Source organism: Trinickia sp. (genome assembly GCF_051953405.1).
Lineage (GTDB): Bacteria > Pseudomonadota > Gammaproteobacteria > Burkholderiales > Burkholderiaceae > Trinickia.
In genome coordinates this window covers 61,643-75,364 of record NZ_JBQCIV010000119.1, presented here as the reverse complement: position 1 = coordinate 75,364, position 13,722 = coordinate 61,643, and the positions used below count along the sequence as shown (strand labels likewise).

The 13,722-nt window shown below is 58.7% G+C and carries 22 protein-coding genes; 5 read left to right on the top strand and 17 right to left on the bottom strand.

What is annotated here, in order from left to right:
- The first annotated feature begins 55 nt into the window (after positions 1 to 55).
- Entirely contained in the window at positions 56 to 343 is a 288-nt protein-coding gene (locus ACTHN9_RS20655; protein WP_440538639.1) for a hypothetical protein, read from the top strand.
- Positions 344 to 372: 29 nt separating this feature from the next.
- Here the strand turns inward: ACTHN9_RS20655 and ACTHN9_RS20650 are convergent, their stop codons facing one another.
- Together ACTHN9_RS20650 and ACTHN9_RS20645 are read right to left on the bottom strand one after the other, a co-directional pair.
- Positions 373 to 630, bottom strand: coding sequence for a hypothetical protein (locus ACTHN9_RS20650; protein ID WP_440538638.1), 258 nt, complete (start codon positions 628 to 630; stop codon positions 373 to 375).
- A 32-nt stretch (positions 631 to 662) separates the two neighbouring features.
- Positions 663 to 821 (bottom strand): hypothetical protein, encoded by a 159-nt coding sequence (locus tag ACTHN9_RS20645; RefSeq protein ID WP_440538637.1) that lies wholly within the window; start codon positions 819 to 821, stop codon positions 663 to 665.
- A gap of 370 nt (positions 822 to 1,191) precedes the next feature.
- Here ACTHN9_RS20645 and ACTHN9_RS20640 point away from each other — a divergent pair, with 370 nt between their 5' ends.
- The 4 genes from ACTHN9_RS20640 (at position 1,192) to vapC (ending at position 2,883) form a co-directional block, all read left to right on the top strand.
- Positions 1,192 to 1,488, top strand: a complete 297-nt coding sequence (locus ACTHN9_RS20640) for a Tox-REase-5 domain-containing protein (protein ID WP_440538636.1) — start codon at positions 1,192 to 1,194, stop codon at positions 1,486 to 1,488.
- Positions 1,460 to 2,200 (top strand): Imm52 family immunity protein, encoded by a 741-nt coding sequence (locus ACTHN9_RS20635; protein WP_440538635.1) that lies wholly within the window; start codon positions 1,460 to 1,462, stop codon positions 2,198 to 2,200. The genes ACTHN9_RS20640 and ACTHN9_RS20635 overlap by 29 nt, the downstream gene beginning before the upstream one ends.
- Positions 2,201 to 2,287: 87 nt before the next feature.
- Positions 2,288 to 2,479 (top strand): type II toxin-antitoxin system VapB family antitoxin, encoded by a 192-nt coding sequence (locus ACTHN9_RS20630; RefSeq protein WP_440538634.1) that lies wholly within the window; start codon positions 2,288 to 2,290, stop codon positions 2,477 to 2,479.
- Positions 2,479 to 2,883: a type II toxin-antitoxin system VapC family toxin gene (gene vapC, locus ACTHN9_RS20625; protein ID WP_440538633.1), complete on the top strand. Its 405-nt coding sequence runs from the start codon at positions 2,479 to 2,481 to the stop codon at positions 2,881 to 2,883. Before ACTHN9_RS20630 ends, vapC begins: the two co-directional genes overlap by 1 nt.
- 321 nt (positions 2,884 to 3,204) lie before the next feature.
- On the opposite strand, the gene ACTHN9_RS20620 is transcribed toward vapC, so the two are convergent.
- The 15 genes from ACTHN9_RS20620 to ACTHN9_RS20550 all read right to left on the bottom strand — a co-directional run bounded on the left by ACTHN9_RS20620 (position 3,205) and on the right by ACTHN9_RS20550 (position 13,698).
- Positions 3,205 to 4,269 carry a tyrosine-type recombinase/integrase gene (locus tag ACTHN9_RS20620; protein ID WP_440538632.1) on the bottom strand — a complete coding sequence of 355 codons (1,065 nt, stop codon included), beginning with the start codon at positions 4,267 to 4,269 and terminating at the stop codon, positions 3,205 to 3,207.
- Positions 4,270 to 4,273: 4 nt separating this feature from the next.
- The gene (locus tag ACTHN9_RS20615) at positions 4,274 to 4,510 is read right to left on the bottom strand and encodes a DUF4224 domain-containing protein (protein ID WP_440538631.1); all 237 of its coding nucleotides are present in this window, start codon (positions 4,508 to 4,510) and stop codon (positions 4,274 to 4,276) included.
- A 3-nt stretch (positions 4,511 to 4,513) separates the two neighbouring features.
- Positions 4,514 to 5,041: a DUF1643 domain-containing protein gene (locus tag ACTHN9_RS20610; RefSeq protein ID WP_440538630.1), complete on the bottom strand. Its 528-nt coding sequence runs from the start codon at positions 5,039 to 5,041 to the stop codon at positions 4,514 to 4,516.
- Entirely contained in the window at positions 5,041 to 5,634 is a 594-nt protein-coding gene (locus ACTHN9_RS20605; RefSeq protein ID WP_440538629.1) for a hypothetical protein, read from the bottom strand. Before ACTHN9_RS20605 ends, ACTHN9_RS20610 begins: the two co-directional genes overlap by 1 nt.
- 103 nt (positions 5,635 to 5,737) lie before the next feature.
- On the bottom strand, positions 5,738 to 6,502 hold the full coding sequence (locus tag ACTHN9_RS20600) for a hypothetical protein (RefSeq protein ID WP_440538628.1): 765 nt from the start codon (positions 6,500 to 6,502) through the stop codon (positions 5,738 to 5,740).
- Positions 6,499 to 7,170 carry a hypothetical protein gene (locus tag ACTHN9_RS20595; RefSeq protein WP_440538627.1) on the bottom strand — a complete coding sequence of 224 codons (672 nt, stop codon included), beginning with the start codon at positions 7,168 to 7,170 and terminating at the stop codon, positions 6,499 to 6,501. Before ACTHN9_RS20595 ends, ACTHN9_RS20600 begins: the two co-directional genes overlap by 4 nt.
- Positions 7,167 to 7,898, bottom strand: a complete 732-nt coding sequence (locus ACTHN9_RS20590) for a hypothetical protein (RefSeq protein WP_440538626.1) — start codon at positions 7,896 to 7,898, stop codon at positions 7,167 to 7,169. The genes ACTHN9_RS20595 and ACTHN9_RS20590 overlap by 4 nt, the downstream gene beginning before the upstream one ends.
- A complete protein-coding gene (locus ACTHN9_RS20585; RefSeq protein ID WP_440538625.1) occupies positions 7,895 to 8,185 on the bottom strand; it encodes a hypothetical protein in 291 nt (96 codons plus the stop codon). The genes ACTHN9_RS20590 and ACTHN9_RS20585 overlap by 4 nt, the downstream gene beginning before the upstream one ends.
- Positions 8,182 to 8,391 (bottom strand): hypothetical protein, encoded by a 210-nt coding sequence (locus ACTHN9_RS20580; protein ID WP_440538624.1) that lies wholly within the window; start codon positions 8,389 to 8,391, stop codon positions 8,182 to 8,184. The genes ACTHN9_RS20585 and ACTHN9_RS20580 overlap by 4 nt, the downstream gene beginning before the upstream one ends.
- A 132-nt stretch (positions 8,392 to 8,523) precedes the next feature.
- Positions 8,524 to 9,390, bottom strand: a complete 867-nt coding sequence (locus ACTHN9_RS20575) for a Lar family restriction alleviation protein (protein ID WP_440538623.1) — start codon at positions 9,388 to 9,390, stop codon at positions 8,524 to 8,526.
- Positions 9,387 to 9,887, bottom strand: a complete 501-nt coding sequence (locus tag ACTHN9_RS20570) for an AP2 domain-containing protein (protein WP_440538622.1) — start codon at positions 9,885 to 9,887, stop codon at positions 9,387 to 9,389. The genes ACTHN9_RS20575 and ACTHN9_RS20570 overlap by 4 nt, the downstream gene beginning before the upstream one ends.
- Positions 9,884 to 11,080, bottom strand: a complete 1,197-nt coding sequence (locus tag ACTHN9_RS20565; RefSeq protein ID WP_440538621.1) for a Lar family restriction alleviation protein — start codon at positions 11,078 to 11,080, stop codon at positions 9,884 to 9,886. Before ACTHN9_RS20565 ends, ACTHN9_RS20570 begins: the two co-directional genes overlap by 4 nt.
- Positions 11,081 to 11,354: 274 nt before the next feature.
- On the bottom strand, positions 11,355 to 12,518 hold the full coding sequence (locus ACTHN9_RS20560) for an RNA-directed DNA polymerase (RefSeq protein WP_440538658.1): 1,164 nt from the start codon (positions 12,516 to 12,518) through the stop codon (positions 11,355 to 11,357).
- Between the two features lie 198 nt (positions 12,519 to 12,716).
- Positions 12,717 to 13,088, bottom strand: coding sequence for a four helix bundle protein (locus tag ACTHN9_RS20555; protein ID WP_440538620.1), 372 nt, complete (start codon positions 13,086 to 13,088; stop codon positions 12,717 to 12,719).
- 16 nt (positions 13,089 to 13,104) lie between these two features.
- Positions 13,105 to 13,698, bottom strand: a complete 594-nt coding sequence (locus ACTHN9_RS20550; RefSeq protein ID WP_440538619.1) for a hypothetical protein — start codon at positions 13,696 to 13,698, stop codon at positions 13,105 to 13,107.
- Between the last annotated feature and the right edge of the window lie 24 nt (positions 13,699 to 13,722).

Genomic DNA, 13,722 nt, shown 5'->3' with positions numbered 1-13,722 from the left:
GGGGGACGCGATGGGGACGACTTCTGGCCATCAGGTCGCATTATGTGTCGAAGCCATGGCAACATTGTCCGAGTACATGGAGCTTGCGCTGGACAAAGGCGGTCACTTGGTCATGGTGAAAAGCCGGGATACCGGCACCTGCACGCTATATGTCGGCGACGAAACGATGCCGGACGAGAACTTGCCTAAGTGCGGCGTGATACGTAACGACCTCGCCGACGCCATTCTCGAATTCACGGAGTCGGGCCTGAACGAACTGAGCATGAACGGCGAAGCGTATCGATTCATGCGATTCTTCACCGACGTAGACCGACAAGGCGCGGTCGTGTTTGCGGCCGTCTAGTGAGATTGGCGGGACTGGACCTCTGCGTTCTAATCCACCTCGATCTGTGCCCCGATCTCACGCATTTTCGCGAGCACTCTCTCGAATTCATCATTCGACAACACGAGCCGCGCCGCACCGAAGAACAGCATTTGCGGGCTCATTTCTCGGGGGGTGATTCCACCAGTGTACTTGCGCCACTGCTGGCCGCTAGCGACCGCAAAAAGCTCGGCCATCTGTTCGCCGGTGCGGCCGAGTTCGTTCTTGAGACGCTGGAAGTCTTCGGCTGTGGGGGCCGTGTATTTCATATGAGAAAGCCGCCTAGTGGCGGCCCCTGGAACTACTCGAAGAGGAATTTCGTTATCGTCATAACCGCAAGAATCAAGCCGCTGGCCCACACGAAGGGCATCCATCGCGACTCCAAATTCAGCTTCGCAGTCTCAGCCATCAACTTGGCGATTTCCGCTTCCGTTTTGACGATGTCCAAGGTTCTGTCCATTTCGATCTTCCTTGCGGGTGCGGGCTGCGCAGCGTGCGCTACCTCTGGGAAGCAGATTAGCACCAAAGGGGCTAATATCAAAGAACTTTCAGTGTGACGGCAGAAGCTTCTTTCGGCTAGATGGAGCGCTACGACCCTTGGTGGCGCCGGTGGGATTCACATGGCGACTGGCTTCGAGGAGTGCCCCCGCGAGAGCGACGATCGATTCGTCCAATGCTCCTCCGTTAGTCCGATTTTTTCCGCTGTGGCACGGTTCAACCGTGCGACGCAGTCAAAATGCAAGCCCCGGGCTTCCATCGCAAGCCGGCAATTCGAAACTGGCTAAGTGAGCCTGGCGCCGCTCCCGACGATCGCTTTGCGGATTTAATCGATGTGGAAATTCGAGAATATCGAATTCGATGGTTTTCGCGCACCGGAATGCCGCCTGCAGGAAGCGAAGGCCCGCTACGATCAGTTTTTCGACAAACAAACCGGCCGACCCAAACGCTTTTTCGAAATCTTCGGCGTGGAACGTATGCTCAATCAAGCTCGAACACAAAATCGCGTAGTAATAGATAATCCGCCATCAAGATTGACCTGGTATTTCATGCAACCCATTTCTCATCGATATTTCTCGCGAATCTTCATCGACGAAAAACTTGCAATTGAATCATTACTCCATCCGTGACATGGTCATCTTCCTAACCTTCCAGCATCAACAAGCTACCCTACCTTCGCGAGAGGAACATCTCCGCACTCTATGGAGAATCGCCAAACTGTTCGAACCGTACGGCCTGCCAGTTGAAAATTGGTACCCGCCTGCGGCTACACGGAAGAAGTCCCTTGCGCATGCAGCATTTGATCAAAACGGTCCAACGCCAGCGGCGCTGGAGTTGCTTCGCTTACACGACGATAAGGACGCGACAACCACATACCGGAGAACCGGTGTCTGGAGCGGAAAAGAGAAAGGCAGAGGCGGCTCGTTCTCTGTCTCGTTCTCATGTGATCCCTGCAACCGTACCGGTCTACTCTACGTGCAATTCGACGAAGTCGAAGCACTCAATGACTGTAGGGCGATGCAGAGATTCGTGCTCGGCTTGCTCGCCATCTGGCCCGTCGCCTCCAGCATTCGAGTTGGGCCACTGATGTACTACACCACGCATCAAGTCTTTCCGAAACGACCGGGCGCCGGCTGGATGCTCTATCTTCCGACGGCAATTACGCGCGAGGAGTTACCCGAGGCGGCGGAGCTGGCGCCAGTCCTGGACGGCAGTACGCATAAGGGCACCATCATCGTCAGTGTCGCCGAAGGTCCCTTTTCCATCGACGATCCAGAGCACCTGCGGACCGCAAACGCGATAGAAGTGAGATTGGCTGATCTGGACCTGTTGCCTCGATAGCAAAACCGACGTCATCGCCCGTCTAGTCATTGATTCCGCATCGTCTGCAAGGTACTATGTGTATAAACCCATCTAATTATACACATCATGCGGACCAACATCGACATCGACGATCGCCTCATGTCGGACGCCCTAGCCGCATCCGGCTTGAAAACTAAACGGGAAGTGGTGGAACTCGGCTTGCAGAAGATCATCCAGCTGAAGCGGCAGGAAGAGCTTCGCCGGCTCCGCGGCAAGATCGACTGGCAAGGGGACCTTGACGAAATGAGAAGGGATTAATGATATTGGTCGATTCGAGCGTTTGGATTGACTACTTCAAGGACGTGCGCTCCGCAGAGACAACGAAGCTTGACGCTTTGCTCGGTGCCGAGGAGATCGTCTCGGGAGATCTCATCGTTGCGGAGGTCTTACAGGGAGTGCGCTCCGAGCGGGAATTCAATCTCGTCCGGCAAACGATGACGGGCACTATGCGCGTGCTCACGCTGGCTGGTGAAAATGTCGCTATTCAAGCCGCCAGAAATTATCGATACCTTAGGACACAAGGCGTGACGATCCGTAAAACGATTGACTCGATCATTGCGACCTATTGCATCGAAAATCGCGTTCCGTTGCTGTTTAGCGATCGGGACTTCGAGCCGTTCGTGGAACATCTTGGTCTGTGGTCAGCACTGCACGACGCCTGAGTACGCCGCCCGGCCGCCTCGCTCCGATGCCCTTCTACCGAATGCAACCCTGCTTGAAAAGCGCCGAGAAGCCCATCGATATGCGCCTTGCGCTCGTCAGGATGCCTTAAACGAAACTCTCTGGACTCCCCTGCAATACGTCGAATGGTGGGCCGGGTGGGAGTCGAACCCACGGTGTCCTTTCGGAGGCGGATTATGAGTCCTGGGAAAAATACAATAAAATCAGCGCATTAGCTCGTTTTTTATTCCGCAAACCAGTAAAAATAGCGCCCATCTGCGCCACACCCAGCCAACCTCCGCAACGAATTGCGGAAGGGAATTTCAACGCGTCGGACCGACCTTATCACCCCTGCGCTTTCGCACGTAGTGCTCTGTCATCGTAACGGACCCGTGCCCGAGTTGCTGCTGTGCCTGACGAATGTCAGTCGCATCCGTCTTGTCCGTGCCGGCCTTAGCGCGAAGATCCCTGAACTGGAAATCCTTGGCGGGTATCCCGGCCTCCGTGCGCGCGGTGCGAAACCGATACTGCAACGTGCGAAGCGTCATACGTTGCCCGGTCTCCGTTACCACGAGTGCGGTGCTGACGACCTTGTATGCCACCTTGCGCGCCCGGATCCGATCGATCACCGACTTCAACTCCCCCACCACTTCCATGCGGAGCTTTTTACCGGTCTTTCCCTGATCGATAAATAGGTAACCTTCTCGGATATCGCGCTCGTCGTAGTTGAGCGTGTCCTGTGGCCGCTGACCGGCTAGATAGGCAAGATCCATTGCGTCGCGCGTGGGATCGTCGGCATGCGCATACACGCGCGAGTACAGATCGTCCTCCACGTAGACATCGCGGCCGTCCTCGCTGTTCTTCTTCACGCCGAGACACGGATTCGCCGCCTTCGTGAGGCCGATCTCGCGCGCGTTGTTGAAGATATGGCTGAACAGCGCGATCTCGCGATTGGCCCGCACGTGCCCCGCGTCAGCCGGTACGGTGCGCTTCTTTTCTTCGTACCAGCAGACGGCCCTCTGGTGGCGCCAGCGGAGGTACTGTTTGATGTGCACCGGCTCGATTTCGTCGAGCGGCCCCTCGCCAAAAAACTCGCGTAGGAATGCAAGTTCCTTGAGGTTGTCGCTCTGCGTGCGCGGTGCCTTCGTCGGAATGATTTCCCGCAGGTAGATGTCGGCCGCATCCTTGAACGTTGGTACAGCCGTTCGCGGCACTTGCGCTTGCTCGATCTCCGCCCAGCGCTGCACCGCCAGCACGAAATCCGTGCCGAGCGGTTCCTCACGGCGTGGCTTGCCGCCCCAGTCGTAGTAGTAGTAGGTCACCTTCCCGCGCGGCCGCGGGCGCATGCGCGGCGGGCAGTTCAGGTTGACCGTCGGCTTCCGGCCCATGCTTTCACCTCAACGCAAGAACCTTCGGTTGCCACTTCGGGCGTGGCGCATCTTCGGAGCGCGAGCGCCCGTCAATCGCCGAACGAGCGATGACGGGCCGCCCGCGCGCATTCGTCCAGAACGGAAGCCCCGAGGTGCGAAGCCATTCTATCTGCAACTGCTCCCTGGTCTTTCCGCCTCGGCCGCAGAGAATGCCGGTCAGCTCTCCAACTTCTTCCGGGGTTAGAAACGTGTCGCTCATGCGCTACTCCAGCGTGAAAGGCTTCGGCCGCGTGCTCGCGGCGATATAAAGCGGATGCTTCGGACTTCCGTCCTTGTTGAGTCCAAGGTGGTAAAGCCGATTGCGCCAGCCGACCATGGCGAAGATGCTCATCAGATCGGATGCGCGCGCCGCGGCGGCCGAATGAGTACCCCATGCGCAGATGACCATCGATGCCCCATCGAGCGCATCCATCACGGCGCCGTCGGCTGTGTTCCGCGGGCCGAGCGGATCGGCGTGCGTCAATAATTCGTCCGGGTTCGTCGCACGCAGCGGGAACAGGTTAGCAACCTCAAGGCGGCCGTAGCCGTCCTTCATTGCACGCGACATGCACCGGGTGATCGTTTGGTCGTCGGCCGTATGATCAGCAGTACTCGGATTGAGCATCAGGAATCCGAGCGTGGGCCGGCAGCGGTCCCATTCGCGCCAAAGGCGATATCGATACGCGCCGCAGTCGCTGATCTGCGCGCCGCGTTGCATCACCAAATCGCTCGCATCAGTCAGGTATTGCATCAGAAGAGCGCTCCTTGCGCGATTTTGTCGTTGGCGTCGCTTTGCTTGAGCGCGGCGGCCGGCACGGTTGGGGTGGTCGTATCTTCATTGGCGGCCGATGGCCGATATACGGTACCGCCCGCTTGCAAGCTCGCAACGAGCCCCCTGATCGCGTCATATGCGCTCGCGCAAGCCATAGGCTTGCCCGGCACAAACCAGCCCGCGTTATGGGGGATCGAAACGTCGTAGACGCAACCGAGTTCGTGCGCGAGCACGCCGAGCGCTGCCTCCGTGCTTTCGAGCAGGCGCGCCGAGGGCGGCGCCGTGAGAGCGGGTCGCGCGGGTGTCTGAGGTGCTGCCGCTGGCGGTGCGACCGAGATCGGCGCCGGCGATTCGTCGAGCGGCCATCCTTCGTGCGGAACGCCAGGGCCATCGGGATATTTCTTCCAGCCCATCATGTTCTGGAACTCGTCTTCGTTCGGGAACCATCGCACCTCTGCGCCGACCACGATCGCCCGCTTTGCAAGGAAATGGTGTTGCATGACATAGCCCACCACTACATGGCTACAGCGCTCTTCGACGCGCGCGGCACGCGCGTTTGTGGTTGCGGTCACGGTGTCGAGGCGTGGTTTCGGTTCGGATGCCGGGAAGATCGGACAACCAGGGGCGCTGCACGCAGCCACTAGACTGTCGGGTGCTGCACCACAGGTAGAGCAACTATCGGGCTTCATCGGGCACCTCTTCGGCTTCCTTGAATATTTCGAGCGCCTCATCGCAATGCTTCAGGAGCCGCTCGACTTGAACGCGCAGATCCTTTACTCCGCCGTACGTTTGGCAGACGCCCATCTGCATGACTGCCCGCACGGCGCGGCCGATATGCTCGTCGTTCCACGAGTTGATCTTCACGCCCGAGATGCGCTCGATCTCCTCGACGGATTTTTTCAACTCAGCGTAATGGCGCGTACGGTGCTCGATCTCGCGTGCGATACGAGATTCATCGCCCTCGCGCTGTCGTGCTACTTCCGCCGCGACTGCGGCGCCCACCTCACCGGCGTCGAGTTCACTAGCTCGCCGGAGCATGGCCGCGACGAATTCACGCGTTACGGGCTTCGAAGGCAGTTTCGGCGCAGCAACGACCTGCCGGATCTTCCCGCCCGACTGCGCTTCGAAGTGCCCCCAGGTTGGTGGCAGTTCGCCAGGCGCGATCGTGGCGGCCGGCGCGACAATCCACCATCGATCGCAGTACTGCTGCACAGGCGCGGACTTCTCGGGGTTCTTTAGCTCGCGGAGCCAGTCGGAGCGGCTAACCTTGATCTCGAAGCCATGGATCTCGAGCCCGCGCGATGGGAAGAGATTGATAGCGACGGCATCCGCCCAGCGTCGATGGCGCGCGCCGGTGGCGTCGGCCACCTCGAAAAAGAGCGCCCATTCGGGCCCACAGAACCTCGCACGAAGCGCGGCTTTTACGTCGCTTGTCTTCACGTAATTCTCCGAAATTCGACGACCCAAACCCAAGGATTCGTGTCCCAGCCGTGGCCGCGCGCGGCATTGAGACCGTCCCAAAGCTCGCGATATTTCGCAACGCACCCCTCGACTGGATCGACGCGCCAAGCGGCGCGGCGAGGGTCACGAATACCCTCGGCGATCGCATCCTCCCAATCGATCGCCCGCAACCGCTCGACGCGGACGCCCATCACCTCGAGCTTCATACGCGAAGCTCGGCGCGGCATATGGATTGCAGGCCGCTTCCACCATCCGGGCGTCACGCCGCCCCGATTCTTCGTCAACGGAATGTCCGGATCATCGACCGCGTACTGATATGCACGATCGCACTCGACCGTCATGTCGATGAAGTGCCACTCGTCGCGTCCTTTCTTGGCGCTATAGCGCGTTTCCCAACGGCCGTAGGCGAAGAACGTCTCGCGCACGGCCAGCGTGTCGCCCGATTGCCCATAGGGGCAATGGACCGCGATGTCCTGAACCTTGGGTAGAAGAAGACCCCCAAGCGGGCGGCTGAGCCATTCTCCGATTAGATTTCCCTGATCGCTGGCTTGAGGCTGCGGCAGCACGACGCGGCGCGTCTGCGTCTTTCGGTCGTCTTGGATGGCGCGGATCATGGCGCCGCTGAAAAGGATAGGGAGTTCCCTCACGATTGACGTTCCTTTTCAGCGCTGACTGCAGCGGCCAACTTCGGCTGAAGTGCTTCGATGTCATCTCGAAGACCGTCCCACCAATCCTCTGTAGTTGGATAGATGTAATAGACGTTTTTATCGCAGTCTCGATGACGCTCTTTCGGCGCAGTGAACGGGGCAGCGGCATAGCACGTCAACTCGTATGATTCTCGGAGCAAACTCTCCCTCGCCGCGATCTGCGATTCGAGGACGGCGACCTTATCTTCTGCCTCGCATCGCGCTGTCGATTCCTTCGTCAGCCCGTCGAGCATGGAGGCATTGTCGGCCTTCAGCGTCTCCACCTCCCCATGCAACTCGTCGCACGTTGCCGAGCAGCATAGATACTTCTTGCGCATCTCATCCCAATCGTCGACGCGCTGCGAGCACTGATCGCGCCATGAGTCGCGATCGGCTTCGAGGGCGGCTAGCTGCGATTCGAGGGCGGCGATGCGGGCGTCAGCGTCAATCTTCTGCTGCACCCACGCCGCATTTTTAGCCTCTAGTTCGGCAATCCGCGCCACATTCTCATCGCACTGCGCCGACAGAGAGACGTATTCGAGCGCCTGCCGTTGGACTCGTTGCGATAGGTGCGTTAGGGCGTCAGCCGCTTTTTCGATCTCGTCTCCAATTGGAGAACTGAACTCGCAGCCAACTAGGGGCGCATTTTTGTATAACTGTGCGATCAGGTCGGAGTAGTCGTCAGTCATGGTTGCTCCGTGCGCGCTTTGCGCTCTGCGGCGCATTTCCGCGCGTGCTCGTTGCATTTCCTACGCGATTCCTTCTCGGCCTCGGCAGCCGCAAACAATTCCCGCCATGCTTTCTTGCCCACAAAGGCGTAATGCAGTTCGCAAAGCTGGAAAACCTCGTCATCGCCGCGGAACCAGTTGACCTGGATCTCGACCTTGCGAATAGCGGTCTGCCGGCAACAGTGACATTGCTTGTTTCCCTTGATTACTCGATCCACGCCGATGTACGGATATTCTCGTCGACTCACGTTCCCTCCTTCTTAGCAAGAAAGCGTCGTAGTGCATCGGCTACGCCATCTAGGCCGAGTTCACTGCGCACGACGGTGATGCACCGCTCTATCGTCGCGGCTTCGATGGCGGCCGCGAAGCGTTCGTACTGCGCAAGTCCGAAGTGAAATTTGTTTTCGCGCGAGAACGCCATGTCTATCAGGGGTATCAGTTCTTCCGGCGCCATTTCCCTTCTCCCTCTTCGTTGGCTCTAAGAAGCATCTTTATCCTGCGACGTGTGCGCTTCGCTTCGACGTAAAGCCACACACTTCCGACCAGAAGCGCCCCGCAAAGAGCGTCGAAAACACCTGATACCATATCAATCCTTTTTCTCTGCGTTGGCGCGGTCGATTTCGGCGATCTCTTCGAGGCACTCATTCCAGCCGTTCGCATAGCCGCATTCGTAGTTACCGCCTTCGTCATACCCCCACGGGTCCGTTACTTCTTTGCGATCCGGTAACGTCCGCACCGCCTCGCTCATCGTCGGGGCGGTGGCTAGCCTCGTCTCTAATTCCGCAATACGCTTAGCCTGTTGTCGATTGATCTCGGTGGGATAAGCGCACGGCATATCGGGGCCTGACGAATTGCAAAGCTTGCATTGCGTAGTGGGCGCAGTAGCGAGTGCGGTGCGGGAGTCGAGCCAATCCTCAATGACTTTCGCGCGTCGCTGGTAATCCGACGACCGCCAATTGCCCTCGTAATCATCGTGTGTGGTGCATGCCGCTCCCCGCCATCTTCCGGCCGCGTGAGTCAGCGCATCTTTAACCTCATCGGGCAGCGCCGCCCGCTCGCCCACCGCCTCCCGCCCCTCAGCAGGCGCAGCGCTGGCGAGCATGTTTCGCACATGACGTTGGATCGCCTTCGCTTCTTCGACTCCGGCTTCGTCAAACGCGCAGAGCGATTGGATTGCCGATTCCCACACGTCCTCGTGAAGTCGCGCGAGCAATACATCGAGTTCAAGCAACGGGCCGTCTGTCGCCTTCAGATTGTCATCGACATTGGTCGGCGCAGGCGCAGCGCTTGCGGCTCGGCGGTTCCATGCGGCGATGGTTTCCTCCTGTAGGTTGCCTGCATAATGGGCGCTCTTGACACCACAGCCTTTGCAGACAATTAGATGCAGCACGCCGGCTGTTTGCACTTCTGCCTCACCGCCGCACATTGGGCACCGCTTCAATTCAACGCTCATTTCGATTCCCCCGTCTGTGCCGCGCTGGATTCTCGGCACTTCCCATAATTCGCGAACTCTCCGAAGTGCTCCTTGGCTGCAGCCTTGTAGGCTTCGTGAGCTTCTTCCGGCGACTTAAATGTTCCGAGATATATGCGCTCCCGCTTAACGCTTATGAAGGCGCACCACCGGTCACAATGGGTCGATTTTTTTACGCCCTTATATCCAGTTCTGTTATTTGTGAAGAACTTATTCCTGTTGTTGCCAAGAACATCAGTAATTCTAAGATTGCTTTTGCAGTTGTTCAGCGTGTTCCCGTCGATGTGGTCAACGATTCTCTTGTCGCCCTTCTTCAGCCCAACGATCAGTCGGTGCATGCGCTCGCTTTTGTCTCCGGCCGCGTATCCGGGCTGATTGGATCGGGCGACCGCGTAATGCCACTTACGCTTTGATAGCCATTCGAAGTCTTCATCATCAACCAACGCCGTCATGCCTTTTGTCAGCGGTATCTGTTTCATTTGATCGCCTCGGCGAGAATGGCGCGGGCGAATGTATCAGCCACAGAGCCTTTATAGAGGGGTCGACCAGAAACCTGCGTCCATAAATTCGCGATCTGCTCATCGCTCAACTCCACGCGCGCCGAGGGCTGCTCGATGACGAGAGGAATGCGCAGCCAGTCGGCCGAGAATTTAGGATCGTCCGACTTCCACGCAAAAGCTATATCGGCGCCTGTTTTGTGCTTCATCATGAAACCAACAGGCTTCGTGCCGCCGTCGCGTTGCTGCTCGATTTTTCCGAACGGCTCGTACCGCATCATCGATTCGTCGAACTTGGGGCAATCGCGCGTATGACCAAGCGGCCCTTTACATACGCACTCCCCTTGCTGCTCGGCCCGTTTGAACTTGTGCGCGTAGTCGTATTCGGTCGGCGGCTCGGACTTCAAGTCGCCTTGCTCTGCGTTCGTCTTGGCTGCGTCGCGCTCGGGGAACGTTGATCCTTGCTGCTCGGATTGTGCGGCCGCGGCGTTATAGATCGACGCGCGCAGCTTCTTGGCTTGGTCCATGCGCAGCGTGACGATGCGCAAGTCGCCCCCGGCCGTCTCGGTCTCATAGGCTTCTGAAACGCCAATTGCATGATCGATGATGCGGAACGCCTCGGGCAAATCGCCCATTGCGCGGCCATATTGCAGGTAGGCGAGGATATTGGACGCTTGCTCGTCAGTGATCGGGAGCCCGTCGCATTCACCCTCTACCGCAGCAATCAGGCGTTCGCATAGGGACGACTTCGCGTCACTCTTTGGCGCTACAGCCGGTGCAGCGGGGGCACTCCGATGGTGCTCGCAATGACTAAATCCATGATTTCCTGGCCCAAATTCACCGCCGCATTGAGAGCAGAACGTATTTTGAAATCTCGGTGTTGCCTCAAGGGCTCTTCGCCAGGTTGTCAGGCTGTCGACTTTCAAGACATCGCGACAGAGAGCAATCGCATCAAGAATCTCCGGCGTCGGATCGACCGGCGCGAGCCTCCACCCCTCCGGCGCTCGCGCAACGTCCTGCGCGCGGCTGTTCCAAGCTTCGGTAGGGCTTTCTAAATCGCAGAACGGCCCATGCGCGCAACAGTTCGCGCAATACATGCGCTGGTGATCGTATGCGCCAATCTCACGACTACCACAAAACGGGCAATGGATCGGCTTCAATTCTTCTCGGCTCATCTCTATCCTCATTTGAAAAAGTCGCGCTGCCGCTCGCCGCCCGTTTCTGCGAGGTGCGTAGGGCAAAAATGCATGTCGTCGCCGACTTGATGCGCATGCGCCGCGCACAGGTGCCGGTCGCATGTCTTGCCGCTCTTCACGCGGTGATCGCACTGAAAGCCACTCGGCGCGTTGCAGCCGGGTACCGAGCAGCGCGGCCGGCGGCGGCTTGTGCAAACTATTCCGGTGGTACCGTCTGGCGTGCGAAACGGCGTGCATGGCATAGCGTCGACTCTTAGATGACTGTGCGTCGGTACGTTTTGGTGAATGCCGCTTCTACGATGTGCCCGCGATCACGCACAACATTCGCGAGCCGCGCGCGGTCGTGATGACTAGCTGGTGCTTGACGGAGCAAGCCGAAATAGCTGTTGGCCAGCACATGGACGTCAGCGGCCGGCGCTTGCGCGACGCGGCGCAGTGCTTCGTGATAGGTTCGGCGTCGCGTCGTGCGATGCCATGGCTTGATCACGTGTCCGACGAAGTCGATGCCGCGCTCGATGGGTTGCAGGATGGTCTTGCGATCGTTCAGCTTCGCGCCGAGGCGTGCCGGCAGGAATTCCGCGATGTCGTCGCGCGCCGCGTTGAGCCATTTCGCCGATTCATGCAACAGGATGAAATCGTCCACATATCGAACGTAGTGCCGGCAGCGCAAACGATGCTTCACATGCTGGTCGAGCACGTTGAGATAGACGTTGGCGAAAAACTGGCTGGACAGATTGCCGATCGGCAGACCCAGGTGCGCGGGTTGCTCCATGAGCCGCTTGTGCGGCGGCACCCGATCCATGAGCTTCGGATCGCCGCGGAATTCAAAATCGGAACGCGGATCGTGAAAAAGGATCAACGCCGCCAACTCGCGCCAGAACGGCTCTGGAATCTTGGCCGCAAGCTGCTCGAAGAGCACCCTTTTGTCGATGCTCACGAAGAAGTTCGCCAGATCCAGTTTCAGGTAGTACGCCGGACGGCTCCAGTTTTGCGTAATACTGCGCACTTTCGCTTCGAGCCGCTCGGCGCCACGCATCGTGCCGCGGTCTTTGATGCATGCGAACGTATCCGCAATGAATGCGTTTTCGAATCGCGCTGCGATGCGGTTGTAGAGCAGGTGGTGGACCACGCGATCGCGAAAGTCCGCCGCCCATACCTCCCTCGGCTTCGGCCGAGTCACCACAAAGCAGATTGAGCGGCCCGGACGATACGAGCCGTCGATCAGTTCGCCGTAAAGGCGATCGAGATTGCGCTCGAGCCGTTGTTCGAACTTGAGCGCGTTTTTGCTGTTTCGCTTCGTGCGCCGGCAATCGAAATAGGCGGCGACGAGTTCTTCGAAAGACACGGCATCGCTTCTTTCTGCGGACGGCCCGAGCGCGACCGGTGTTGTTCTTGTTCGCGTTGTTCTGGTTGCCATCATCGAAGTTCTGGTTCCAGGCGTTGTTGGCCGAGTACTGCGTCGTATCGTGCTATCTACGTCGCTTTGATGAAGGCCCTCACCGATCATCAAAGAAACTGCGCTGGACCTGCACAGCATCCGCTGCCGGTATCCTCATTGCGCATGTCGGTGCCCTCTTGAGGCAGCGGCACGACCAGATAGAAAATCGCACAGGCATCACCACCGTGACGGTGATGCATCGGGCGACGATGCCGATTTCTTTCGCCACCCACCGGCCTGCCGACCTACCGACGCCGTGAGTTCGATCGCGCTCGCGTAATGCGGTGTCGCGATGAACTTCATGTCGTGCGCGAGGCGCAACAAGAGATTGATCACATCGACGCGCTCGAGCAGATCGCTCAAATACGGCACCTTGTCGATCGCAGCATTCGCCCGAAAAATTAACGTCACGATTTCGAGCGCTTCATCGCGGATCCGGCCGCCGAGGGACAACTTGAAATCCCTCGGCATATGCCGTGTCGATTCGGTGACCTCTTTGAAAAGGTCATACGCGACCTTGTAAATCGGCAGTTCTTTGGCGGCGGCCATAGCTAAATTTCAAAGTTCAAAATTGCAATCTGCGGACGGCCCGAGCGCGACCGGTGATGCCCTTGCCCGCGCGGTCCTGGCCGCCATCAGCGAAGGTCTGGTACCAGGCGCTGTCGGCCGAGTACTGCATAGATGACCAGTACCAGCCCTTCACGAAGTGATCTGCGAGATTGACCTCGGCGAGCGCGAGTTCACGGCGCGCAGGAAGATAGAAATCGCGATGGCCCTCGATCTCCAACTTCGTCGCCCACATCGCCGCTTGATGCTCGTCGCCAAGCAACGCCAGCGCCTTCGTATTAGCCATCCCGTCGGTGTGACTCTTCGCCCCCGTATCTACGTTGTAAGGCCCCCACTTGATGCCGTCGTTCGTCGCGCTGGGATGCGTCGGCACGATGAGGTGCCAGCCAAGCGCGCCGCCCTCGCCACGGACGAATCCCGCGTAGACACCACCCTGACCTTCCCAGTACTCGCCGACGGCCGGAACGTCCGATGCAGCCCTCTCGGTTGCGCGCCCAAGCGCCGAATCGAGCCAAGCCTTGACGGCGGCTTCTTTGGGCACACTCAAGCGAGCGCCGTGGAACGGAATTTCGATTTCTGCTGTGCTGCTCATTCGCAATACCTCCATTGGTTTAAC